Raw genomic sequence first — 16,875 nt, 5'->3', positions numbered from 1 at the left:
GCCGATCGCCCTTCGTACCCGGCCGGCCGCGCGCCCGTGCGCCGGCCGGCACGCTCCTAGAGCAGCTCGGCGTCGAGCGAGATCGTGGTGCCCGACAGCGCCTTGCTGACCGGGCAGGTGGCCTTGGCTGTCTCCGCAGCCTGCTGGAACTGCTCGGCCGTGATGCCGGGGACCTGCCCCTTCACCGTGAGCACGATGCCCGTGATGCCCTCGCCCGGCTGGAACGTCACGTCGGCGCTGGTCCGCAGCGACGTGGGAGGTGTGCCGGTGCCGGCCAGCCCGTGGGAGAGCGCCATCGAGAAGCACGAGGAGTGGGCGGCCGCGATGAGCTCCTCCGGCGACGTCCTGCCGCCCGCCGTCTCGGCCCTGGACGCCCAGGAGATCTCGAAGGCGCCGGCGCCCGAGGAGTCGAGCGAGACGCTGCCCGACCCGTTGAGCAGAGCGCCCTGCCACTGGGTGGTGGCGGTGCGAGTGGTGGCCATGGTGGTGCTCCCTCCGTCGTGGATCTTCCGAACCTATCGCGTACCAGGCCACGCGGAGGAAAGGCGCGCACCGGCACCCGGTGACATCCGCCCCTCATCCAGCTCTACATTTCCGGCGAATAGTGACATGCTCGGGTCGCGGCGCACATGCCGCCTTGGTCCGGAACAAACGGGAGTGTGGTGCCAGTGGAGGCACCGTACGACGACCGCGTGCTGCACCAGCGGGTGGTCGGCGGCGACGAGTCCGCTCTGGGGGAGATCTACGACCGGCTCTCCTCGCTGATCTTCGGTCTCTCCCTCCGGGTCACCAGGGACCGGGTGATCGCCGAGGACATCACGCAGGAGGTGTTCCTGGTCCTCTGGGAACGCCCCCTGGCCTACGACCCCGAACGTGGCACCCTGCGCGCCTGGCTGGCCACGATCGCGCACCGGCGCTCGGTCGACCACGTGCGCGCGGAGGAACGGCGCCGGGTCTCGGCGCTCGGGCCGCGGTTGTTCGAACGCGAACCCGTCAGGCCGGAGGACACCGTGCTCGCCGCCGACGAGGCCGAACGGGTGCGGCAGGCCGTGACGTCGTTACCCGGCAGCCTGCGGGAGGCTCTCGAGCTCGCCTACTTCGGCGGCAGAACCTACCGGCAGGTCGGCGAGGAACTCGGCATGCCCGAGGGCACGGCGAAATCGCGCATCCGGCTGGCGTTGCGGCGCCTGGCGGACGCGCTCGCGGAGGAAGAGGTGTGATGGACCCCGTCGAGCGTCTCTATCTGGACGCGGTGATGGCGGACCCGGCGGTGCCGGCCCACACGTTGCGTCCCCAGCTCCTGGCCGGCGCCAGAGCCCGGCGCAGGCCCGCGGCGCCCACGGCCGCCTGGGCGGAGCCGTACGCGGGCAGGGTCGCCGCCATGGACGCCCTGCTGGCCGAGGCCGGCGATGACGACTGGTCGCGCGTGATCGTCGAGGGCTGGACCCTGCAGGAGCTCGTCGCCCACCTGGCCGCCAAGGACGGGCTGCTGGCCGCCTCCGTCGGCGCCCCCGTGCTCGGGCCGCCCATCGACACGACCGATTCGCTGGCCCGTACACATGATCTGCAGGCGTACGAGCGCTCACGCAGTCCCGAGCAGACGCGCAGGGACTGGCGTGCCCAGGCGGACGCGCTCTGCCGCCACCTGGCGGATGCGGACCCGGCGACGGCCGCCACCCTCGACGGCCTGGAGACGCGGCTGGGCGACCACATCCTCGGCCGGGGCCTGGAGACCTGGATCCACACGGCCGACGCCGCCAGGACGGCCAGGATCCGCCTGCCCGACCCGATCGCGGCGCACATCCGCCCGACCGCCGACCTGTGCGCCCGCCTGCTGCCCTGGACGATGCTCCTGTCGGGGATGGACGCGGGCGCGGGCCGTACCCTGCACCTGACCTTGACGGGCGACGGCGGCGGCGAGTGGCGCATCCCCCTGGGCGTGGGGGACACGACCACCGGCACTCCGGACGTGAGCATCACGGCGGACGTGGTGGCGTTCTGCTTCCTGCTCGGCGGCAGGGAAGAGCCTGCCACGTTCCCCGCGGAGCTGGGCGGCGACCTCGCCCTGGCGAGGGACGTCCTGACCGCCGCACCCGCGTTGTCCGGCCCGTAGCCCGGCGCACGCGGGTAGATCGCCCCCGCGCCGTTTCCCTGTCGGGCAAACAACAGCGAAAGGCTTGTTGAATCACCCCTCCTTCTGAGTCCTTTGATTTGACGTGTTGTTTGGGTTCATGGGGTTAAACGAGATTCCGTTCCTGGGTAAGTCTGCCTCTGTCCGGACGCTCGATCATGATGGGTGCCGGATTTTCTGGGTCGATCTACCCATGAACGGAAAAGAATGCACGTGAATACAGAAAGTCGGCAACCGCGCGCGCCGAGGAAAAGGCGCATCATGTCAGTGGCTCTGGCCGGCGCGGCCGCCAGCGTCATGCTCCTTCCCTTCAGCCAGGGGATCGCCGGCGCGAGCGCAGGCGCTGCCGTCGTCCCGGCCGCGTTCGGGGTCGTCGCCGGAGAGAAGCCGGTGCTCGGGTGCAAGCGCCACTGCAACCGCTGGCCCAGGGGCCCCTGGTGGGGCGGTCGCCATCACCATCACCATCACGACCACCACCGCCACCACCGCAAGTTCCGTCACAAGCGCCACCATGACGAGCCGGTCCGTCCGCGCATCGTCGTGGTGACGCCGACGCCGACGCCCACGCCGACCCCGACCCCGACGCCGACGAAGACGTCGCGGCCGCACCACGACGACCACGACGGCGGGTTCGACTTCTTCGACTGGTGGCCGGTCGACCAGTAACACCCGTCGCGGGCGAATTCATCGCCGTCCATCGGGACAGAACGAATGCCGTGGCCGGATGGCCGGTCGCGGCATTCGTTCGTTTATCCGGCCCGCCAGGCAAGGATGAATGGGGGCACGGAATGAAATATGGTCAAAGGTTGCGAATCTGGGCGAAGTCCTTCATCCTGATGAATCCTTGGCGGGCGGGCGGCCCGATCCAGGACCTGCCCGCCGCGCACGACGAGAGGGGGCCACATGACTGACGACGTGATGGGAGACGTGACGGGACTGGCCGGGCTGCTGTACGAGTTCGGGCTGCTCAAGCGCTACAAGAGGACCGGATGGCTGGTCGCGGGCGTACGCGACCCCGAGAGCATCGCCGAGCACTCGTTCCGCGCCGCCGTCATCGCGGGCATGATCGCCCGGCTGGAGGGCGGCAACCCCGAGCGGGCCGCGTTCATGAGCCTGTTCCACGACACCCAGGAAACCCGCATCACCGACATCCCCTACATCGGCAAGCGCTACCTCAAGGCGGCCTCCAACGAGGACGTCACCGCCGACCAGGTGCGGGGCGTCTCCCCGGAGGTGGCGGACATGGTGGGCGACGCGGTGGCCGAGTACGAGGAGAAGGCGAGCCTCGAGGCGGTCTGCGCACGCGACGCCGACAAGCTGGAGTGCCTCCTCCAGGCGGTCGAATACCGCGAGCAGGGGCACCAGAACGTACAGGGCTGGATCGACAGCTCGCTCGCCGCCATCACGACCACGACGGGCAAACGCCTGGCGGAGGAGGCGTTGAGCACGGGGACCCTGGAATGGGTGACCCGCGTGCTCAACGGCGACTGACCGCGCTCACCCCGGGCGGCCACCTGCTCGCGCTCGGCTGCTCGCGGAGGCCCGCCCGCGCTCACCTCCGGGTGCTCACCCGTCCGCGGGCGGCCGGCTGACGAGGTCTCTGGCGTACTCGTCGTCGCTCTCGGCCAGCACTCGCTCGGCCCCCCGCGCCGCCCGCTCGTCGCCGCGGGCCGCGAGCCCGCTCGTGGCCTCGGCCACGGTACGCAGGTCTGTGTCGGTGAGCCGGGCCGCCAGCGCCTCCCTGATGGCGGGCGTGTCGGCCTGCAGGCCTGCCAGCCCGGCGGTCGCCCAGTCACGAATGTCGGAGGCGTCGTCCTGCGACATCTCGATGAGCAGCGCGAGGCCCTCCTCGTCGTCGGGCGGCAGCACGTCGGCCAGCGCGATCGCGTCGGTCGCCGTCCGCGTGTGCCCGGGACGCCCGAGGATGTCCAGCACGTACGGCAGCGCCCTCGGATCGCCCTGATGGCCGAGCGCGGCCAGGACCGAGCGCAGCACCTGCGGGTGGCCCTCCGTGGTGACCATCCTCTGCAGCAGCGGCAGCGTCCTGTCGACGTAGGGCTTGTCGTCCTCGGAGACGCCGAACTGCGCGATGGCGTCCACGCCGAACTCGCGCTCCCTGGGGTCCTCGCTCACGCACAGCCGCGACAGGGCTTCGTACGTCTCCTCGTCGCCGCGCTTGGCCAGCGAGTCGGCGACGATCCACCACGTCTCGGCGTCCTCGTCGAGGTCGCGGTGCGCGACGGCTCGCGCCACGAGCCGGTCGATCGGCGTGTGAACGCCCGTCGCGTCCTCCAGCAGGGTCGCGACGGCCGCGTGGCCGCGCTGCGCCTGCACCTGCTCCGTCTGCGTGCCGTCGGCCGAGCTGCCGGTCACGGTGATCAGCTCGGTGCCGTCCTTGGTGTGCCGGCGGGTGACGGAGTATTCCCACCCCTCCTGCTCGATCTGGTCGAGCAGGGCGCTCTCCAGGTGCACGCCCACCCAGTCGGCCGCGATGTCGAGCGGCGCGTCGCCGTCGCCGTCGTGCTTCTCGGGGTCGGCGTCCGCCTCCAGCAGCGCCTGCACCACGCCCAGCGCGCCGCGCCTGGCGGCCAGCGACAGCGGGGTGTCGCCGTCGTCGTTGGTCGCGTCGACCTCGGCGCCCGCCTCGATCAGCACCTTGGCGGTGGCGGCGTGCCCGTTGGCCGCGGCCCACAGCAGCGCCGTCCAGCCGCCGGTCTCCCTGCCGTCGACCTCGGCCCCTGCCGTCAGCAGCGTCGTGGCCACCTCTGTACGGTCCCAGGCGGCGGCCGCGCACAGCGCCAGGCCCTCCTCCTCGCCCTCACTGGGCGTGTTGGGGTCGGCGCCGCCGGCCAGCAGCTTGCCTACGGTCTCGCCATCGCCGTTCAACGCCGCGCGGTAGAGCTGTTCCTCATGCATGACAGGGACCCTAGCCTGGTCCGGCCGCGCCCCGGGCCATGCCAGGGCCCCGTGTCATGGCGTGGTACGCGCAGCGGCCCCGAAAAGGTTCAACGTCACGGCGACGTGCTTGAGACAGTTTGCTTCCCCCGCAGCGCGATGCCGGACAAGACGCGATATGTTGCGACTATGACTGATCCGGGTGAGGTCCGTGCGTCGGACGCCGAGCGTGAGGCCGTCGTCGAACAACTCCGTGTCGCCTCGGTGGAGGGCAGGCTCACACTCGTCGAGCTGACCGACCGCACGGAGGCCGCGTACACCGCGGCCACGCAGGCCGAGCTGGCCCTGCTCACCCAGGACCTGCCCGCGGGCGGCGCCCCCGCACCCGCGCCGCCCGCTCCCACGGGACGCAAGCGGCGCTGGTTCGTGGGCATCATGGGCGACTCCAAGCGGCGCGGCACGTGGCGGATCGAACAGGAGCTCGGCGCGGTCGCCGTGATGGGGGACGTCGTGCTCGACCTGCGCGAGGCGGAGGTGCGGACCGACTCGGTCGACATCATGGCCGTCTCCGTGATGGGCGACGTGAAGATCATCGTGCCTGACGGGGTGAACGTGGACCTTGAGGGCGTGGCCATCATGGGCGACAAGAAGGTGGACGTCCTGGAGGGCGCCTCGGGGGCGAACGTGCCCGTCGTGCGCGTGCACGCGTACGCCGTGATGGGCGACGTCAAGGTGGTCGGCGACTCGCGCGCCAAGCCGCTCAAGCGCAAGTTCTCGGCCTGGCGGGAGCACTGGCAGCTGTTGCACGGGGAGGACTGGCGCCAGCTGGGCCGGCAGCTCCGCCACGAGACCCGCGAGCTGCACAGGCAGGTGCGCGACGAGACCCGCGACCTGCACAGGCAGGCGCGCGACATGAACCGCGACCTCGGCCGCGGCTACTGACGGCCCCGCCCCCTCCCGCCCCGGCCTCGGTGGGTACGTCGGCGGGGTGAGGGACGGTCAGCCCGCGACGGGCACCGGCCGCCGCTGGGCCGCCGCATACCGTTCGAGCAGCACGCGCACCAGCTCGGGAGCCGGCCCGAGCACGTCGGCCACGACCTCGGCGCCGGCCTCCAGCGTGGTCTGGCGCACCTTGTCGGCGAAGTAGCCGGGCGCCAGCAGGTAGGGGGCGACCACCACCCGGGGCGCGCCGGCGCGCAGGAGCGCGGAGACCGCCTCGGCGGGCGACGGATCGGCCGCGGAGGCGTAGGCGGCCGACACCGACCACCATCCGGAGCGCCACCGCCTGGCCATCCCCGCGACCACCGCGTTGGCCCTGGCATCGCTCGAACCCGCCGACACCAGCACCACCGCCGTGTCCGGGTCGCCCGCGGGCACGCCCGCCCCGGCCAGCCGCCGCTCCAGCGCGGACAGCAGCAGCGGGTGCGGCCCGAGCGTGGCGCCGTAGTGCACGCGCAGGCGCGGCCTGCGCGCTCTCACCTCGTTGAGCGCCGCGGGCAGGTCGACCCGGCTGTGGTAGGCCTCGGTGAGCAGCAGCGGCAGCACCACCGCCTCGTCGAGCCCGGCCAGCGCCTGCCCGAGCGCGGGGGCGCAGTGGTCGAGATAGGCCACGCGCAGAGGCAGGTCTGGCCGCTCCAGGCGTACGCGGTCGAGCAGCGCGGCCACGGTGGCGGCGGCGCGCGGGTCGCGTGACCCGTGCGCCACCGCCACCAGTGGCACGCGGCCGGAGGCCGTCCCGCCTGCCAACGGGAGGCGACCCCTGTCGGGGATCACAGGTGAATGCCGCATTCGACCTTCCCCAGGCCCGCCCAGCGACCGCTGCGCGGATCCTCGCCCTCGGAGACCTGCCGCGTGCAGGGCGCGCAGCCGATCGAGGGGTAGTTGTCGTAGTGCAACGGGTTGATCAGCACCCCGTTGTCGGCGATGTAGTTGTCGACGTCGTCCTGCGTCCAGGCGGCGATCGGGTTGACCTTGACCATCTGCCGCTTGGCGTCCCACTCGACGACCTTGGTGCCCGTCCGGCTCGGCGACTCGTCGCGGCGGATGCCGGAGATCCACGCGAGGTAGGGCTCCAGCGCCCGGTTGAGCGGCTCCACCTTGCGCAGGTAGCAGCACAGGTCGGGGTTGCGGCCGAACAGGCGCGGCCCGAGGTCGCGGTCCTGTTCCTCGACCGTCCGCGACGGCTTGATGTCGATCACGTTGACGTCATAGACCTGCCGTACGGCGTCCCGCGTGCCGATCGTCTCGGCGAAGTGGTAGCCGGTGTCGATGAACAACACGTCGACGCCGGGTCTGACCCGGCTCACCAGATCGATGAGCAGCGCGTCGCTCATCGAGGACGTCAGGCACAGACGCTCGCCGAAGGTCGCCGCCGCCCACCGGATGATCTCACGCGCGGGGGCGCCCTCCAGAGCGGTCGCGGCGGACTCGACGACGTCCTGCAGGTCGAGCTCGCCGCGCTGATCTCTTAATACGACCTCGAGGTCGACCAGCGTCATATCCTCACTCCGATCCCGAGAAACTTCAGCTTGAATGCACGAGCGCACGCGCGGCAGTACCAGCTGCCGCCCGTGCCGTGCCCGGCGGAGTCGAGCTCGCCCTCGTAGGGTTCGAGGTCCTCGTCGCCGCAGTAGGGGCAGTGGAAGGGAACCGCTCGTGTGCTCATTTCAGGTCGGCCTCGTCCGCTCGCTGCACCCAGTCGGCGAACGACTCGCCTTCCTTCTTCTGCTCGTCGTAGTGGGACACGACCCGCGTGACGTAGTCGGGAAGCGCCTTGGCAGTGGTCTTCAGTCCTCTGACCTTACGGCCGAAACCGGAGTCGACGCCCAGCGAGCCGCCCAGGTGGATCTGGAAACCCTCGACCTGCTCGCCGTTCTCGTCCACCACGAGCTGGCCCTTCAGGCCGATGTCGGCGGTCTGGGTGCGGGCGCACGCGTTGGGGCAGCCGTTGACGTTGATGGTCAGGGGCTCGTCGAACGACGGCAGCCGGCTCTCCAGCTCGTCGATCAGGTCGGCGGCCCGCGTCTTGGTCTCGACGATGGCCAGCTTGCAGAACTCGATGCCGGTGCAGGCCATCGTCTGGCGGCGGAACGTGGACGGCCTGACCCGCAGGTCGGCGGCCTCCAGCTCGGCCACGATGGAGTCGACCTGATCGGGCGCGACGTCGAGGACGACCATCTTCTGCTCAATGGTCGTACGGACCCGGCCGGAGCCGTGCCGCTCGGCGATGTCGGCGATCTGATGGAGCTTGTCGCCGTCGACCCGGCCCACCTTGGGGGCGAAGCCGACGTAGAAATTGCCGTCCTTCTGCGGGAAGACGCCGACGTGGTCGCGGCGGCTGCCGCGGGGCGGCTCCGGGGCCGGCCCGTCGGGCAGCGGCTCCTTGAGGTATTCCTGCTCCAGCACCTCGCGGAACTTCTCCACGCCCCAGTCGTTGACCAGGAACTTGAGCCTCGCCCTGTGCCGCAGGCGCCGGTAGCCGTAGTCGCGGAAGATGCCGGTGACGCCCTCGTGCACGTCGCCCACCTGGTCGGGCCGGACGAACACGCCGAGCCGCTTGGCCAGCATCGGGTTGGTCGACAGGCCGCCGCCGACCCACAGGTCGTAGCCGGCCTCGCCGTGCTCGTTGACCACGCCGACGAACGCCACGTCGTTGATCTCGTGGACCGTGCAGTGGGCGGAGCAGCCGCTCAGGGCCGTCTTGAACTTGCGCGGCAGGTTGGAGTAGGCCGGGTTGCCGATGACGCGCTCCTTCAGCTCACGGATCTGCTCCGTGGCGTCCAGCACCTCGTCGGTGTCGATGCCGGCCAGCGGGCACCCCAGGATCACGCGCGGGGTGTCGCCGCACGCCTCCGTGGTGGACAGCCCCACGGCCTCCAGGCGCTCCCAGATGTCGGGCACCGCCTCGATCTCGATCCAGTGGAGCTGGATGTTCTGGCGGTCGGTCAGGTCGGCGGTGCCGCGGGCGTACTCGTTGGCGATGTCGGCGATCGTGCGCAGCTGGGCCAGGTCGAGCTGCCCGCCGTCGATGCGTACGCGCATCATGAAGTAGCGGTCGTCGAGCTCCTCGGGCTCCAGGATCGCGGTCTTACCGCCGTCGATGCCGGGCCTGCGCTGGGTGTAGAGGCCGTACCACCGCATGCGTCCGCGCAGGTCGGCCGGGTCGATGGAGTCGAAGCCCCGCTTGGAGTAGATGTCGATGATGCGCTGGCGGACGTTGAGGCCGTCGTCGTTCTTCTTGTTCTCTTCGTTCTTGTTGAGCGGCTCGCGGTAACCGAGAGCCCATTGGCCCTCGCCGCGCGGGCGCCGGTGATGACGGCTGACGGGAGTGCGGCCGGCAGGAGTGCTCATTGCGCGTCCTTCGGTTCATGGGCGCGCGCAAGGATCTTCCTGTCTCGTCATCGAGGGCAGGGGTCCAGGAGAGGTTGCGACGCGCTCAGCGGCAAAAGAAAGATTGCGGTTAGCGGGCGTCGCAACAGATGGCACTGCGGACACGCAGGAGGTCGACGTGGCGTCGACCGACGAGCATGGGGTCCGCTGGCATACGTCGAGAGTACCCCGGGCGTCCGGGATGTCCAAGAAGGGGTCCAGAGTGTGGGATCGTTCAGCCCTGGCGCGGCCAGGCCAGCGGCGAGTCGTCGGCCTCCTGCTCGGTCCGGTGCTGGCAGTCGCACCACGAGCCGCCGCGGCAGTCGTCGTGGCGTCTGTCCTTGCAGCTGTCGCAGATCACACCTGCATTATTCTCCCAGAAGGTTGTTCCGGTTAGGCTGGCGCGCGTGGACCTCATGGCCGAACTGCTCGACGACCTGCGAGCCGAGACCGAGTCCTTCGAGACGCTGCTGCGGCCCCTGGGCGACGACGACTGGGAACGGCCCACGCCCGCCGAGGGGTGGGCGATCCGCGACCAGGTGAGCCATCTGGCGTGGTTCGACGACGCGGCCGTCCGCGCGGTCACCGACCCGGACGGCCACCGCGCCGCACTCGCCGCCCTCAGCCCGCCGGGCGGCGGTCCGGGGGACGGTCCTGCGGACGGTCCGGGGGACGGTGCGGGCGGCGGCCTGGCCGACGGCGGGGAAGGCGGCTGGGTCGACCACCTGGTGCGGGAGGCGCGCGGGAGGACGCCCGCCGGGCTGCTCGCCTGGTTCCGTACCGCGCGGGCCCGCAGCATCGAGGTGTTCGCCACGCTGGGCGCCCGCGACCGCGTGCCGTGGTACGGGCCCGACATGTCCGCGGCCTCGTTCGTGACCGCGCGGTTGATGGAGACCTGGGCCCACGGCCACGACGTGGCCGACGCGCTCGGCGTCACCAGGCCGCCCACGGCCCGGCTCCGGCACGTGGCCTCCATCGGCCTGCGGGCCAGGCCGTACAGCTTCGCCGTACGCGGGCTGCCCCTGCCCGCCGAGCCGGTGCGCGCCGAGCTCACCATGCCGGACGGAACCACGTGGACGGGCGGACCGGGCGACGCTGAGAGCGTCGTACGCGGGCCGGCGCTCGACTTCTGCCTGGCCGTCACGCAGCGCATCCACCTGTCGGACACGGCGCTGGAGATGACGGGGCATCCGGCGAGGGAATGGATGGAGATCGCGCAGGCGTTCGCGGGTCCTCCAGGAAGGGGACGCGCTGCGGTCTCGGGGTGATCTCAGGGTCGATAACGGATGACGCGAACGGCAGGATCAGTGACATCCTGTGAGCATGCGCACCATCCTGAACGTCATCTGGCTCGTGTTCGCCGGGGTCTGGCTGGCCCTGGGTTACGCACTGGCCGGAGTCATCTGCTGCATCCTGATCGTCACGATTCCCTTCGGCATCGCCTCGTTCAGGATCGCGGCATACGCGCTGTGGCCGTTCGGCAGGACGGTCGTGCGCGACCCCGACGCGGGCGTGTTCTCGTTGCTGGGCAACATCATCTGGTGCGTGGTCGCGGGGATCTGGCTGGCCATCGGCCACGTCATCACCTCGATCCCGCTGTTCATCTCCATCATCGGCATCCCGATGGGCGTGGCCAACATCAAGCTCATCCCCGTCTCCCTCCTCCCGCTGGGCGCGCGCATCGTCGACAACGACTAGCCACGGGAAGGGTGCCGGGCGTCTAATGGGGGCAACCGCCACCACGGTTTCGACCAGGCACTCCGGTAAGGCGGCGGGTCGATGGGCAGTTTCCATTGGCTAGGCTGTGCCGAAGAGTAACTGCGAACACCGTTGGGTGCCATGACGTCCACCGAAGCGCCTTCCCGGCCCAAGAGGGGGCTAGCCTCCAACGCCCGGGCCAGGCTGAGCTGGGTGCTCGACGCCAAGTCGTGGGCGATCGTGCGTGCCTCGGCCAACGCGGGAGTCAACTACCGGGTGACCGGGCTCGCGGGTGAGGCGGCGTTCTTCGCGCTGCTGTCGCTGCCGCCTTTCGTGCTGGGCCTGATCGGCGTGATCGGCAAGCTCGGCACCTGGCTGGGGCCCGGCGTCGTCACCCAGGTCAAGACCTGGGTGATCGCACAGGCCGGGCTGCTGTTCACCGACGACGCCGTCACCAAGGTCGTCAACCCGCTCATCACCGACGTGCTCAGCGACGACGCCGGCAAAGTGTCGATCATCTCGCTGGGCTTCCTGTTGTCCCTGTGGTCCGGCTCCAGGGCCCTCTATGTCTACGTCGACCTCATCTCCGTCGCCTACGGGCTCGGAGAGGAGCGCGGCATCATCCGCACCAGGCTCATGTCGTTCGGCCTCTACGTCGTCGGCCTGGTCATCGGGATCATCGTCATGCCGATCCTGGTCATCGGCCCCACGCTGCTGAGAGACACGCTGCCCGGCGAATACGGCATCCTCATCGACCTGCTCTACTGGCCGGTCGTGATCGTCGGCTCGGTGTTGTTCCTGACGGTGCTCTACCACGTCAGCGTGCCCGTTCGGACGAAGTGGTACCGCGAGCTGCCCGGCGCCATCCTCGCGTTGTTCCTGTGGATCGTCTGCGCGGCGGTGCTGCGGGCCGTGCTGGCCGCGTGGTTCTCGCCCGTCTCCGTCTACGGCTCCCTGGCCGCGCCCATCGCGCTGCTGCTGTGGTTGTACATCACCGCGCTGGCCGTGCTCATCGGCGCCATCCTGAACGCCGAGGTCGACCGGCTCTGGCCGGGCGTGGGCCGTACGAACAACGCGTGATCCGCCGTCCGGCCCCGCCGATCCCGCCGGGCGCGGTGAGCGCGCCGCGCCACCGTCAAGGCCGTCGGCCTAGAACGATCACGCAGAAGTGAGAGCCTGCCGCATCCGCTATCGTCTAGGACGAGACGCGACTGGCGCATTGGGTGGGAACGACCACCGGGGAGCGAAAGGAGCGAAGGCCGTGCGCCTGGGTCTTCGCAGATCGTCACCGATGACAGGGGAATCATGAGTTCTCTCTCTAGCGTCGACCCGCAGCTCGCCGAGCTCATCCAGGCGGAGGAGCGGCGGCAGGCCGACACCGTCAAGCTCATCGCGTCCGAGAACTACGTGTCCAAGGCCGTGCTCCAGGCCACCGGCACCGTCCTGACGAACAAATACTCCGAAGGCTACGCGGGCAAGCGCTACTACGAGGGCCAGCAGGTCATCGACCAGATCGAGACGCTCGCCATCGAGCGCGCCAAGGCGGTCTTCGGCGTCGGCCACGCCAACGTCCAGCCCTATTCGGGCTCGCCCGCCAACCTCGCCGTCTACATGGCGTTCCTGGAGCCCGGCGACACCGTGATGGGCATGGGCCTGCCCTTCGGCGGCCACCTCACCCACGGCTGGTCCGTCTCGGCCACCGGCAAGTGGTTCAACCCGGTCCGCTACGGCGTGCGCAAGGACACCGGCCGCATCGACCTCGACGAGGTGCGGCAGCTCGCCCTGGAGCACCGCCCCAAGCTTATCTTCTGCGGCGGCACCGCCATCCCGCGCACCATCGACTTCGAGGGCTTCGCCTCGATCGCCCGTGAGGTCGGCGCCGTGCTGGCCGCCGACATCGCCCACATCGCGGGCCTGGTGGCGGGCGGCGCGCACCCGTCGCCGGCGGGCCACGCCGACGTGATCTCCACGACCACGCACAAGACGCTGCGCGGCCCGCGCGGCGCCATGCTCATGGCCGACTCGGAAGAGCACGCCAAGGCGCTCAACAAGGCGGTCTTCCCCGGCCTGCAGGGCGGCCCGCACAACCACACCACGGCGGCCATCGCCGTCGCGCTGCACGAGGCCGCCCAGCCGGCCTTCCGCGACTACGCCCACCAGGTCGTCGCCAACGCCAAGACGCTGGCCGACGAGCTCGCCTCACGCGGGTTCGACCTCGTCTCGGGCGGCACCGACAACCACCTGATCCTGCTCGACCTGACGCCCAAGGGCATCGGCGGCAAGCCGGCCGCGCAGGCGCTCGACCGCGCGGGTCTGGAGACCAACTACAACACGGTGCCGTTCGACACGCGCAAGCCGTTCGACCCGTCGGGCATCCGCATCGGCACGCCGTCGGTCACCTCGCGCGGCATGGGCGAGGCGGAGATGCGGCAGATCGGCGCCTGGATGGACGAGGTCGTCACCGCCGTCGCCAAGGGCGACGCCGACGACGTCATCACGCGCGTCCACCACGAGGTCAGCGAGCTCACCGCGCAGTTCCCCGCGCCCGGCCTCTGAGGAGCGAGCCGCCCGCGCGGTTCCTCGGACCCGGTCTCTGAGAAGCGAGCCGCGCGGTTCCTCGCACCCGGTTCCTGGAGCCGCGGCGGAGCCGGGCGCGCGTGCTCCGGTTCGCGCAGATTTTTCGGTACGGCGGTGCCGGCGGCACGCCTGCCGCCGCACCCCGCCGGGGGCCTCCAGGGTGACGCCCGCTGACCCGCACGTGGTGGGCCGCCGTAACGGCGCTCCCTTGACCATGGCCGTGGTCAGGGGGCGCCCGCCGGGACCGGTCCCCCGCGGGGACGCCGGTGTGGTCACAGCTCGGCCAGCACACCGTCCCTGACGGTGGCGACGGGAATCACGTGGTGGTCCGGGCGGGCGGTCTCGCCGCGCGCGTCCACGTAGGCGCGGCCCGGGGGAGCGGCGCCGGCCAGGCGGAAGATCGTGGCGTGGCGGATCGTGCCGTCGTCGCCGAGCCACGGCCGGTCCGTGCGCAGGATCCGGCGTGGCGTGGCCGTGACCGCCTCGATCGCCCGTTCCAGCTCCATACCGCAGTGCAGCAGCTTGGTGAGCGTGGTGGCCAGGTCGTGCACCGGGCCCGCGATGTTGCGTACGTGGAGGTCGGTGCTGATCGTGTGCGGCGGGAAGCCGGTCTCCAGCGCCCGGGCGGCCACGCCGAAGCTGAAGCTGGCCGCTCCGTGGCCCACGTCCAGCAGCACGCCGCGATCGAGGGCGCGGGCCAGGGCCGGGGCGGGGGCGCCCCCGGCGAGCCAGGGGGTGCCGGTCTTGCCGTGGTAGCAGTGGGTGACGACGTCCCCGGCGTCCAGGAGGTCGAGCACGTCGCCGATCAGCGGCGGGGCCTCGCCCACGTGCACGAGCAGCGGCAGGCCCGCCTCCCTGGCCACCAGGCGGCCGAGCTGGAGCGGCTGCAGGCCCATCGCGCCGACGATCGCGCCGCTGGATCGCACCTTCACCCCGCAGACGACGTCCCGGTGCCGGTCGAGGGCGGCGAGCGTGGCGTCCACGTCGATGAACTCGGGGTCGGCGGTCTCGCGCAGATGGACCAGGCCGTGGGAGCCGATGTTGAGCCAGGCGCGCACCTGTGTCCTGGCCGCCGGGAGGACGTAGCGGACGAGGCCGTCGATGGTGGCCTGGCCCGCGCTGCCCGCGTCGGCGACCACGTGCACGCCCGCGTCCAGACCGGCGCGGTCGGGCGCCACGCTGATCTGCGTCATGGCGTCGTAGACGTGGGTGTGCAGGTCCACCCATCCGGGACTGACGTAGAGCTCGCCGGCCGCGTCCCGGAACGCCTCCCGCTCCGGCCGGGTCGTCAGGCGGGCACGGCCGTTCACCAGCGTCAGGCGGCCGGCCGCGCCGGCGCGGCCGGGTGCTCCGAGCACGCGCAGGGGCGTGTCGAGGGCTGCCGGGATCATGACAGGGTCCTGGTGACGGCGGCGTTGTGGAACGTGCGGCGGATGCGGGCGATCCCGTTCGAGTCACGGCTCGGGTGCACGCGGTTGGTCAGGAGCACCGCGTAGAAGTCCAGCTCGGGATCCACCCACAGGCTCGTCCCCGTGAACCCGTCGTGCCCGTAGGCCGACGGGGTGAGCAGGTCGCCGCCGCTGCCCAGGCGGGGCTCGTGCCCCTTCCAGGCCAGTGCGCGGCCGCCGGTCCTGGTGCCGGTCATGACGGCCAGCGTGTGCGGCGCGACGACGCCGTCGCCGCCCCTGCACAGTGCCTGACCCAGCTTCGACAGGTCGTCAAGGGTGCCGAACATGCCCGCGTGCCCGGCGACGCCGCCGAGCACCTCGGCGTTCTCGTCGTGCACGGTGCCCTGCACGATCCGGCCCCGCCACGGGCAGTCCTCGGTGGCCGCCGCCCGCGCGCGGTCGTGCTCGGGAAGCAGGAAGCGTGTCTCGTCCAGGCCCAGGGGAGCGGTGACGCGCTCGCGTACGAGCCGGTCGAGCGGAACCCCCGCGGCGCTCTCCGCGATCATTCCGAGGATCATGAAACCCTGGGAGCTGTACTCGACGCCCGGCCGCTCCCGCAGCGGCAGGCGGACGAGCGTGTCGAGCAGGTCCCGGCGGGTGGGGCAGTGGCGGTAGAGCGGCTGCCGGCCGGGGATGCGCGAGGTGTGGGTGAGCAGTTCGTGGACGGTGATGCCGGCCTTGTCCGTGCCGGCGTAGTCGGGCAGCCAGGACTCGACGGTGTCGTCCAGGGTGAGCTCGCCCGACTCCACCAGCGCCATCACGGCGAGCCCGACGATCGGCTTGGTGACCGAGGCGAGGTCCCACAGGGTGTCGTCGCCCACCGGGGCGCCGTCCCGGCTCAGCGTGCCGAGCGTGTCCCGCCCGACCGGCCCGGCCGACGTGCCGTAGGCCCAGGCCGCGCCCGAGAACTCGCCCTTGTCGTGGGCCCTGGCCAGAATGCGGCCGGCTGTCATGCGTTCCTCCCCAGTGCCGCGGAGACCCGGGCGGCGGCGGCCACCACCAGCGGGCCGAGCAGCGGCACGTCGTCCTCTTCGAGATTGAGCGTCAGCCCGGCCACGCTGACCGCGCCCACCGCCGTCCCCGCCGCGTCGTGCACCACCGCTCCGACGCAGCGCACGTTCGGCTCGTTCTCCTCGTCGTCGATCGCGTACCCGCGCTGCCGTACCGCCTCCAGCTCGGTCATGAGCAGGTCGAGGTCGGTGATCGTGGCGGGCGTGTTGCTGATGAGCGGCGCGGTCGCCGCCAGCACCGCGCGCACCTCCTCCTCGGGCAGGTGGGAGAGGATCGCCTTGCCGATCGCGGTGCAGTGCAGCGGGATCTGCGTCCCGACGCGGGAGGCCATCCGGTACGGCTGCTGCGACTCGACCTTGGCGAGGTAGACGGCCGACGAGCCGCTGCGGATCGCGAAGTGCACGGTGTGCGAGGTGTTGCGCTGCAGGTTCTCCAGGATCGGCCGGACGAGGGTCGTCATGTCCCGGTCGGTGAGCGCCGCCCCGGCCAGCGCGAGGACGGCCGGACCCGACGCGTACGTGCCGTCGCCGTGCGAGACGGCGTACCCCTGGGCGATGAAGATCTGCAGGATCCGGTGCACGGTCGTCTTGTTGATGCCGGTCCGCTGCGCGATGTCGGCCAGGCGGCGGGGTTGGTCGTGGCTGGCCAGCGCTCCTAAGACGACGAGCGTCTTCTCCACGGAATTCATGGTGACTGTCCCAAAAGGGTTGACGGACATAACCGAAACGGGTCATATTCAACCACGTG

Annotated in this window: 19 protein-coding genes and 1 riboswitch; of the genes, 9 read left to right on the top strand and 10 right to left on the bottom strand. The window is 71.1% G+C overall.

The window, feature by feature from the left end; all coding sequences use genetic code 11:
- Positions 1–56: 56 nt before the first annotated feature.
- Positions 57–482: an OsmC family peroxiredoxin gene (locus E1295_RS16710; RefSeq protein WP_132631198.1), complete on the bottom strand. Its 426-nt coding sequence runs from the start codon at positions 480–482 to the stop codon at positions 57–59.
- Positions 483–662: 180 nt separating this feature from the next.
- Here E1295_RS16710 and E1295_RS16705 point away from each other — a divergent pair, with 180 nt between their 5' ends.
- The 4 genes from E1295_RS16705 to E1295_RS16690 all read left to right on the top strand — a co-directional run bounded on the left by E1295_RS16705 (position 663) and on the right by E1295_RS16690 (position 3,622).
- Positions 663–1,220, top strand: a complete 558-nt coding sequence (locus tag E1295_RS16705; protein WP_220448747.1) for a sigma-70 family RNA polymerase sigma factor — start codon at positions 663–665, stop codon at positions 1,218–1,220.
- Complete coding sequence (locus E1295_RS16700) at positions 1,220–2,113, top strand: maleylpyruvate isomerase family mycothiol-dependent enzyme (protein ID WP_246080092.1); 894 nt, start codon at positions 1,220–1,222, stop codon at positions 2,111–2,113. The genes E1295_RS16705 and E1295_RS16700 overlap by 1 nt, the downstream gene beginning before the upstream one ends.
- A gap of 279 nt (positions 2,114–2,392) precedes the next feature.
- Positions 2,393–2,797 carry a hypothetical protein gene (locus E1295_RS16695; protein WP_132631195.1) on the top strand — a complete coding sequence of 135 codons (405 nt, stop codon included), beginning with the start codon at positions 2,393–2,395 and terminating at the stop codon, positions 2,795–2,797.
- 237 nt (positions 2,798–3,034) lie between these two features.
- The gene (locus E1295_RS16690) at positions 3,035–3,622 is read left to right on the top strand and encodes an HD domain-containing protein (RefSeq protein WP_246080088.1); all 588 of its coding nucleotides are present in this window, start codon (positions 3,035–3,037) and stop codon (positions 3,620–3,622) included.
- A gap of 75 nt (positions 3,623–3,697) precedes the next feature.
- Here the strand turns inward: E1295_RS16690 and E1295_RS16685 are convergent, their stop codons facing one another.
- Complete coding sequence (locus E1295_RS16685) at positions 3,698–5,047, bottom strand: ankyrin repeat domain-containing protein (protein ID WP_246080087.1); 1,350 nt, start codon at positions 5,045–5,047, stop codon at positions 3,698–3,700.
- 168 nt (positions 5,048–5,215) lie between these two features.
- On the opposite strand from E1295_RS16685, the gene E1295_RS16680 reads away from it, so the two are divergent.
- Positions 5,216–5,968, top strand: a complete 753-nt coding sequence (locus E1295_RS16680; protein ID WP_132631194.1) for a DUF1707 SHOCT-like domain-containing protein — start codon at positions 5,216–5,218, stop codon at positions 5,966–5,968.
- Between the two features lie 57 nt (positions 5,969–6,025).
- Here the strand turns inward: E1295_RS16680 and E1295_RS16675 are convergent, their stop codons facing one another.
- The 5 genes from E1295_RS16675 to E1295_RS51860 all read right to left on the bottom strand — a co-directional run bounded on the left by E1295_RS16675 (position 6,026) and on the right by E1295_RS51860 (position 9,755).
- Entirely contained in the window at positions 6,026–6,736 is a 711-nt protein-coding gene (locus tag E1295_RS16675) for a sirohydrochlorin chelatase (protein ID WP_246080091.1), read from the bottom strand.
- A 59-nt stretch (positions 6,737–6,795) separates the two neighbouring features.
- Positions 6,796–7,524 (bottom strand): phosphoadenylyl-sulfate reductase, encoded by a 729-nt coding sequence (locus E1295_RS16670; RefSeq protein WP_132631192.1) that lies wholly within the window; start codon positions 7,522–7,524, stop codon positions 6,796–6,798.
- A 163-nt stretch (positions 7,525–7,687) separates the two neighbouring features.
- On the bottom strand, positions 7,688–9,376 hold the full coding sequence (locus tag E1295_RS16660) for a nitrite/sulfite reductase (RefSeq protein WP_132631190.1): 1,689 nt from the start codon (positions 9,374–9,376) through the stop codon (positions 7,688–7,690).
- Positions 9,377–9,485: 109 nt separating this feature from the next.
- On the bottom strand, positions 9,486–9,569 hold the full coding sequence (locus E1295_RS52450) for a putative leader peptide (RefSeq protein ID WP_354532976.1): 84 nt from the start codon (positions 9,567–9,569) through the stop codon (positions 9,486–9,488).
- A gap of 60 nt (positions 9,570–9,629) precedes the next feature.
- Entirely contained in the window at positions 9,630–9,755 is a 126-nt protein-coding gene (locus E1295_RS51860; protein WP_281284753.1) for a hypothetical protein, read from the bottom strand.
- Positions 9,756–9,810: 55 nt separating this feature from the next.
- Between E1295_RS51860 and E1295_RS16655 the strand changes: the two genes are divergently transcribed.
- From E1295_RS16655 to glyA, 4 genes are all read left to right on the top strand, one after another.
- Entirely contained in the window at positions 9,811–10,662 is an 852-nt protein-coding gene (locus tag E1295_RS16655; RefSeq protein ID WP_166427262.1) for a TIGR03084 family metal-binding protein, read from the top strand.
- Between the two features lie 55 nt (positions 10,663–10,717).
- Positions 10,718–11,092, top strand: coding sequence for a YccF domain-containing protein (locus E1295_RS16650; RefSeq protein ID WP_132631188.1), 375 nt, complete (start codon positions 10,718–10,720; stop codon positions 11,090–11,092).
- Between the two features lie 141 nt (positions 11,093–11,233).
- Complete coding sequence (locus tag E1295_RS16645) at positions 11,234–12,172, top strand: YihY/virulence factor BrkB family protein (RefSeq protein WP_246080086.1); 939 nt, start codon at positions 11,234–11,236, stop codon at positions 12,170–12,172.
- A gap of 117 nt (positions 12,173–12,289) precedes the next feature.
- A riboswitch (ZMP/ZTP riboswitch) is annotated at positions 12,290–12,372 on the top strand.
- 25 nt (positions 12,373–12,397) lie between these two features.
- Complete coding sequence (glyA, locus tag E1295_RS16640; protein ID WP_132631187.1) at positions 12,398–13,648, top strand: serine hydroxymethyltransferase; 1,251 nt, start codon at positions 12,398–12,400, stop codon at positions 13,646–13,648.
- Between the two features lie 293 nt (positions 13,649–13,941).
- Here the strand turns inward: glyA and E1295_RS16635 are convergent, their stop codons facing one another.
- The 3 genes from E1295_RS16635 to E1295_RS16625 are packed head-to-tail and all read right to left on the bottom strand — an operon-like array spanning position 13,942 to position 16,807.
- On the bottom strand, positions 13,942–15,060 hold the full coding sequence (locus E1295_RS16635; RefSeq protein ID WP_132631186.1) for an amidohydrolase family protein: 1,119 nt from the start codon (positions 15,058–15,060) through the stop codon (positions 13,942–13,944).
- The gene (locus E1295_RS16630) at positions 15,057–16,070 is read right to left on the bottom strand and encodes a serine hydrolase domain-containing protein (RefSeq protein WP_132631185.1); all 1,014 of its coding nucleotides are present in this window, start codon (positions 16,068–16,070) and stop codon (positions 15,057–15,059) included. Before E1295_RS16630 ends, E1295_RS16635 begins: the two co-directional genes overlap by 4 nt.
- Complete coding sequence (locus E1295_RS16625) at positions 16,067–16,807, bottom strand: IclR family transcriptional regulator (protein WP_132631184.1); 741 nt, start codon at positions 16,805–16,807, stop codon at positions 16,067–16,069. Before E1295_RS16625 ends, E1295_RS16630 begins: the two co-directional genes overlap by 4 nt.
- Between the last annotated feature and the right edge of the window lie 68 nt (positions 16,808–16,875).

The sequence above is a fragment of the Nonomuraea mesophila genome, from assembly GCF_004352805.1.
GTDB lineage: Bacteria > Actinomycetota > Actinomycetes > Streptosporangiales > Streptosporangiaceae > Nonomuraea > Nonomuraea longispora.
The sequence above is the reverse complement of the archived record's forward strand: the minus strand, read 5'-3'. Positions and strand labels throughout refer to the sequence as shown.

What these genes read in the sequence shown, in the direction of transcription:
- E1295_RS16710 (WP_132631198.1), bottom strand. Translation starts at nt 482, where the DNA reads ATGGCCACCACTCGCACCGCCACCACCCAGTGGCAGGGCGCTCTGCTC.
- E1295_RS16700 (WP_246080092.1), top strand. Translation starts at nt 1,220, where the DNA reads ATGGACCCCGTCGAGCGTCTCTATCTGGACGCGGTGATGGCGGACCCG.
- E1295_RS16695 (WP_132631195.1), top strand. Translation starts at nt 2,393, where the DNA reads ATGTCAGTGGCTCTGGCCGGCGCGGCCGCCAGCGTCATGCTCCTTCCC.
- E1295_RS16690 (WP_246080088.1), top strand. Translation starts at nt 3,035, where the DNA reads ATGACTGACGACGTGATGGGAGACGTGACGGGACTGGCCGGGCTGCTG.
- E1295_RS16685 (WP_246080087.1), bottom strand. Translation starts at nt 5,047, where the DNA reads ATGCATGAGGAACAGCTCTACCGCGCGGCGTTGAACGGCGATGGCGAG.
- E1295_RS16680 (WP_132631194.1), top strand. Translation starts at nt 5,216, where the DNA reads ATGACTGATCCGGGTGAGGTCCGTGCGTCGGACGCCGAGCGTGAGGCC.
- E1295_RS16670 (WP_132631192.1), bottom strand. Translation starts at nt 7,524, where the DNA reads ATGACGCTGGTCGACCTCGAGGTCGTATTAAGAGATCAGCGCGGCGAG.
- E1295_RS16660 (WP_132631190.1), bottom strand. Translation starts at nt 9,376, where the DNA reads ATGAGCACTCCTGCCGGCCGCACTCCCGTCAGCCGTCATCACCGGCGC.
- E1295_RS52450 (WP_354532976.1), bottom strand. Translation starts at nt 9,569, where the DNA reads ATGCCAGCGGACCCCATGCTCGTCGGTCGACGCCACGTCGACCTCCTG.
- E1295_RS16655 (WP_166427262.1), top strand. Translation starts at nt 9,811, where the DNA reads ATGGCCGAACTGCTCGACGACCTGCGAGCCGAGACCGAGTCCTTCGAG.
- E1295_RS16650 (WP_132631188.1), top strand. Translation starts at nt 10,718, where the DNA reads ATGCGCACCATCCTGAACGTCATCTGGCTCGTGTTCGCCGGGGTCTGG.
- E1295_RS16645 (WP_246080086.1), top strand. Translation starts at nt 11,234, where the DNA reads ATGACGTCCACCGAAGCGCCTTCCCGGCCCAAGAGGGGGCTAGCCTCC.
- glyA (WP_132631187.1), top strand. Translation starts at nt 12,398, where the DNA reads ATGAGTTCTCTCTCTAGCGTCGACCCGCAGCTCGCCGAGCTCATCCAG.
- E1295_RS16635 (WP_132631186.1), bottom strand. Translation starts at nt 15,060, where the DNA reads ATGATCCCGGCAGCCCTCGACACGCCCCTGCGCGTGCTCGGAGCACCC.
- E1295_RS16630 (WP_132631185.1), bottom strand. Translation starts at nt 16,070, where the DNA reads ATGACAGCCGGCCGCATTCTGGCCAGGGCCCACGACAAGGGCGAGTTC.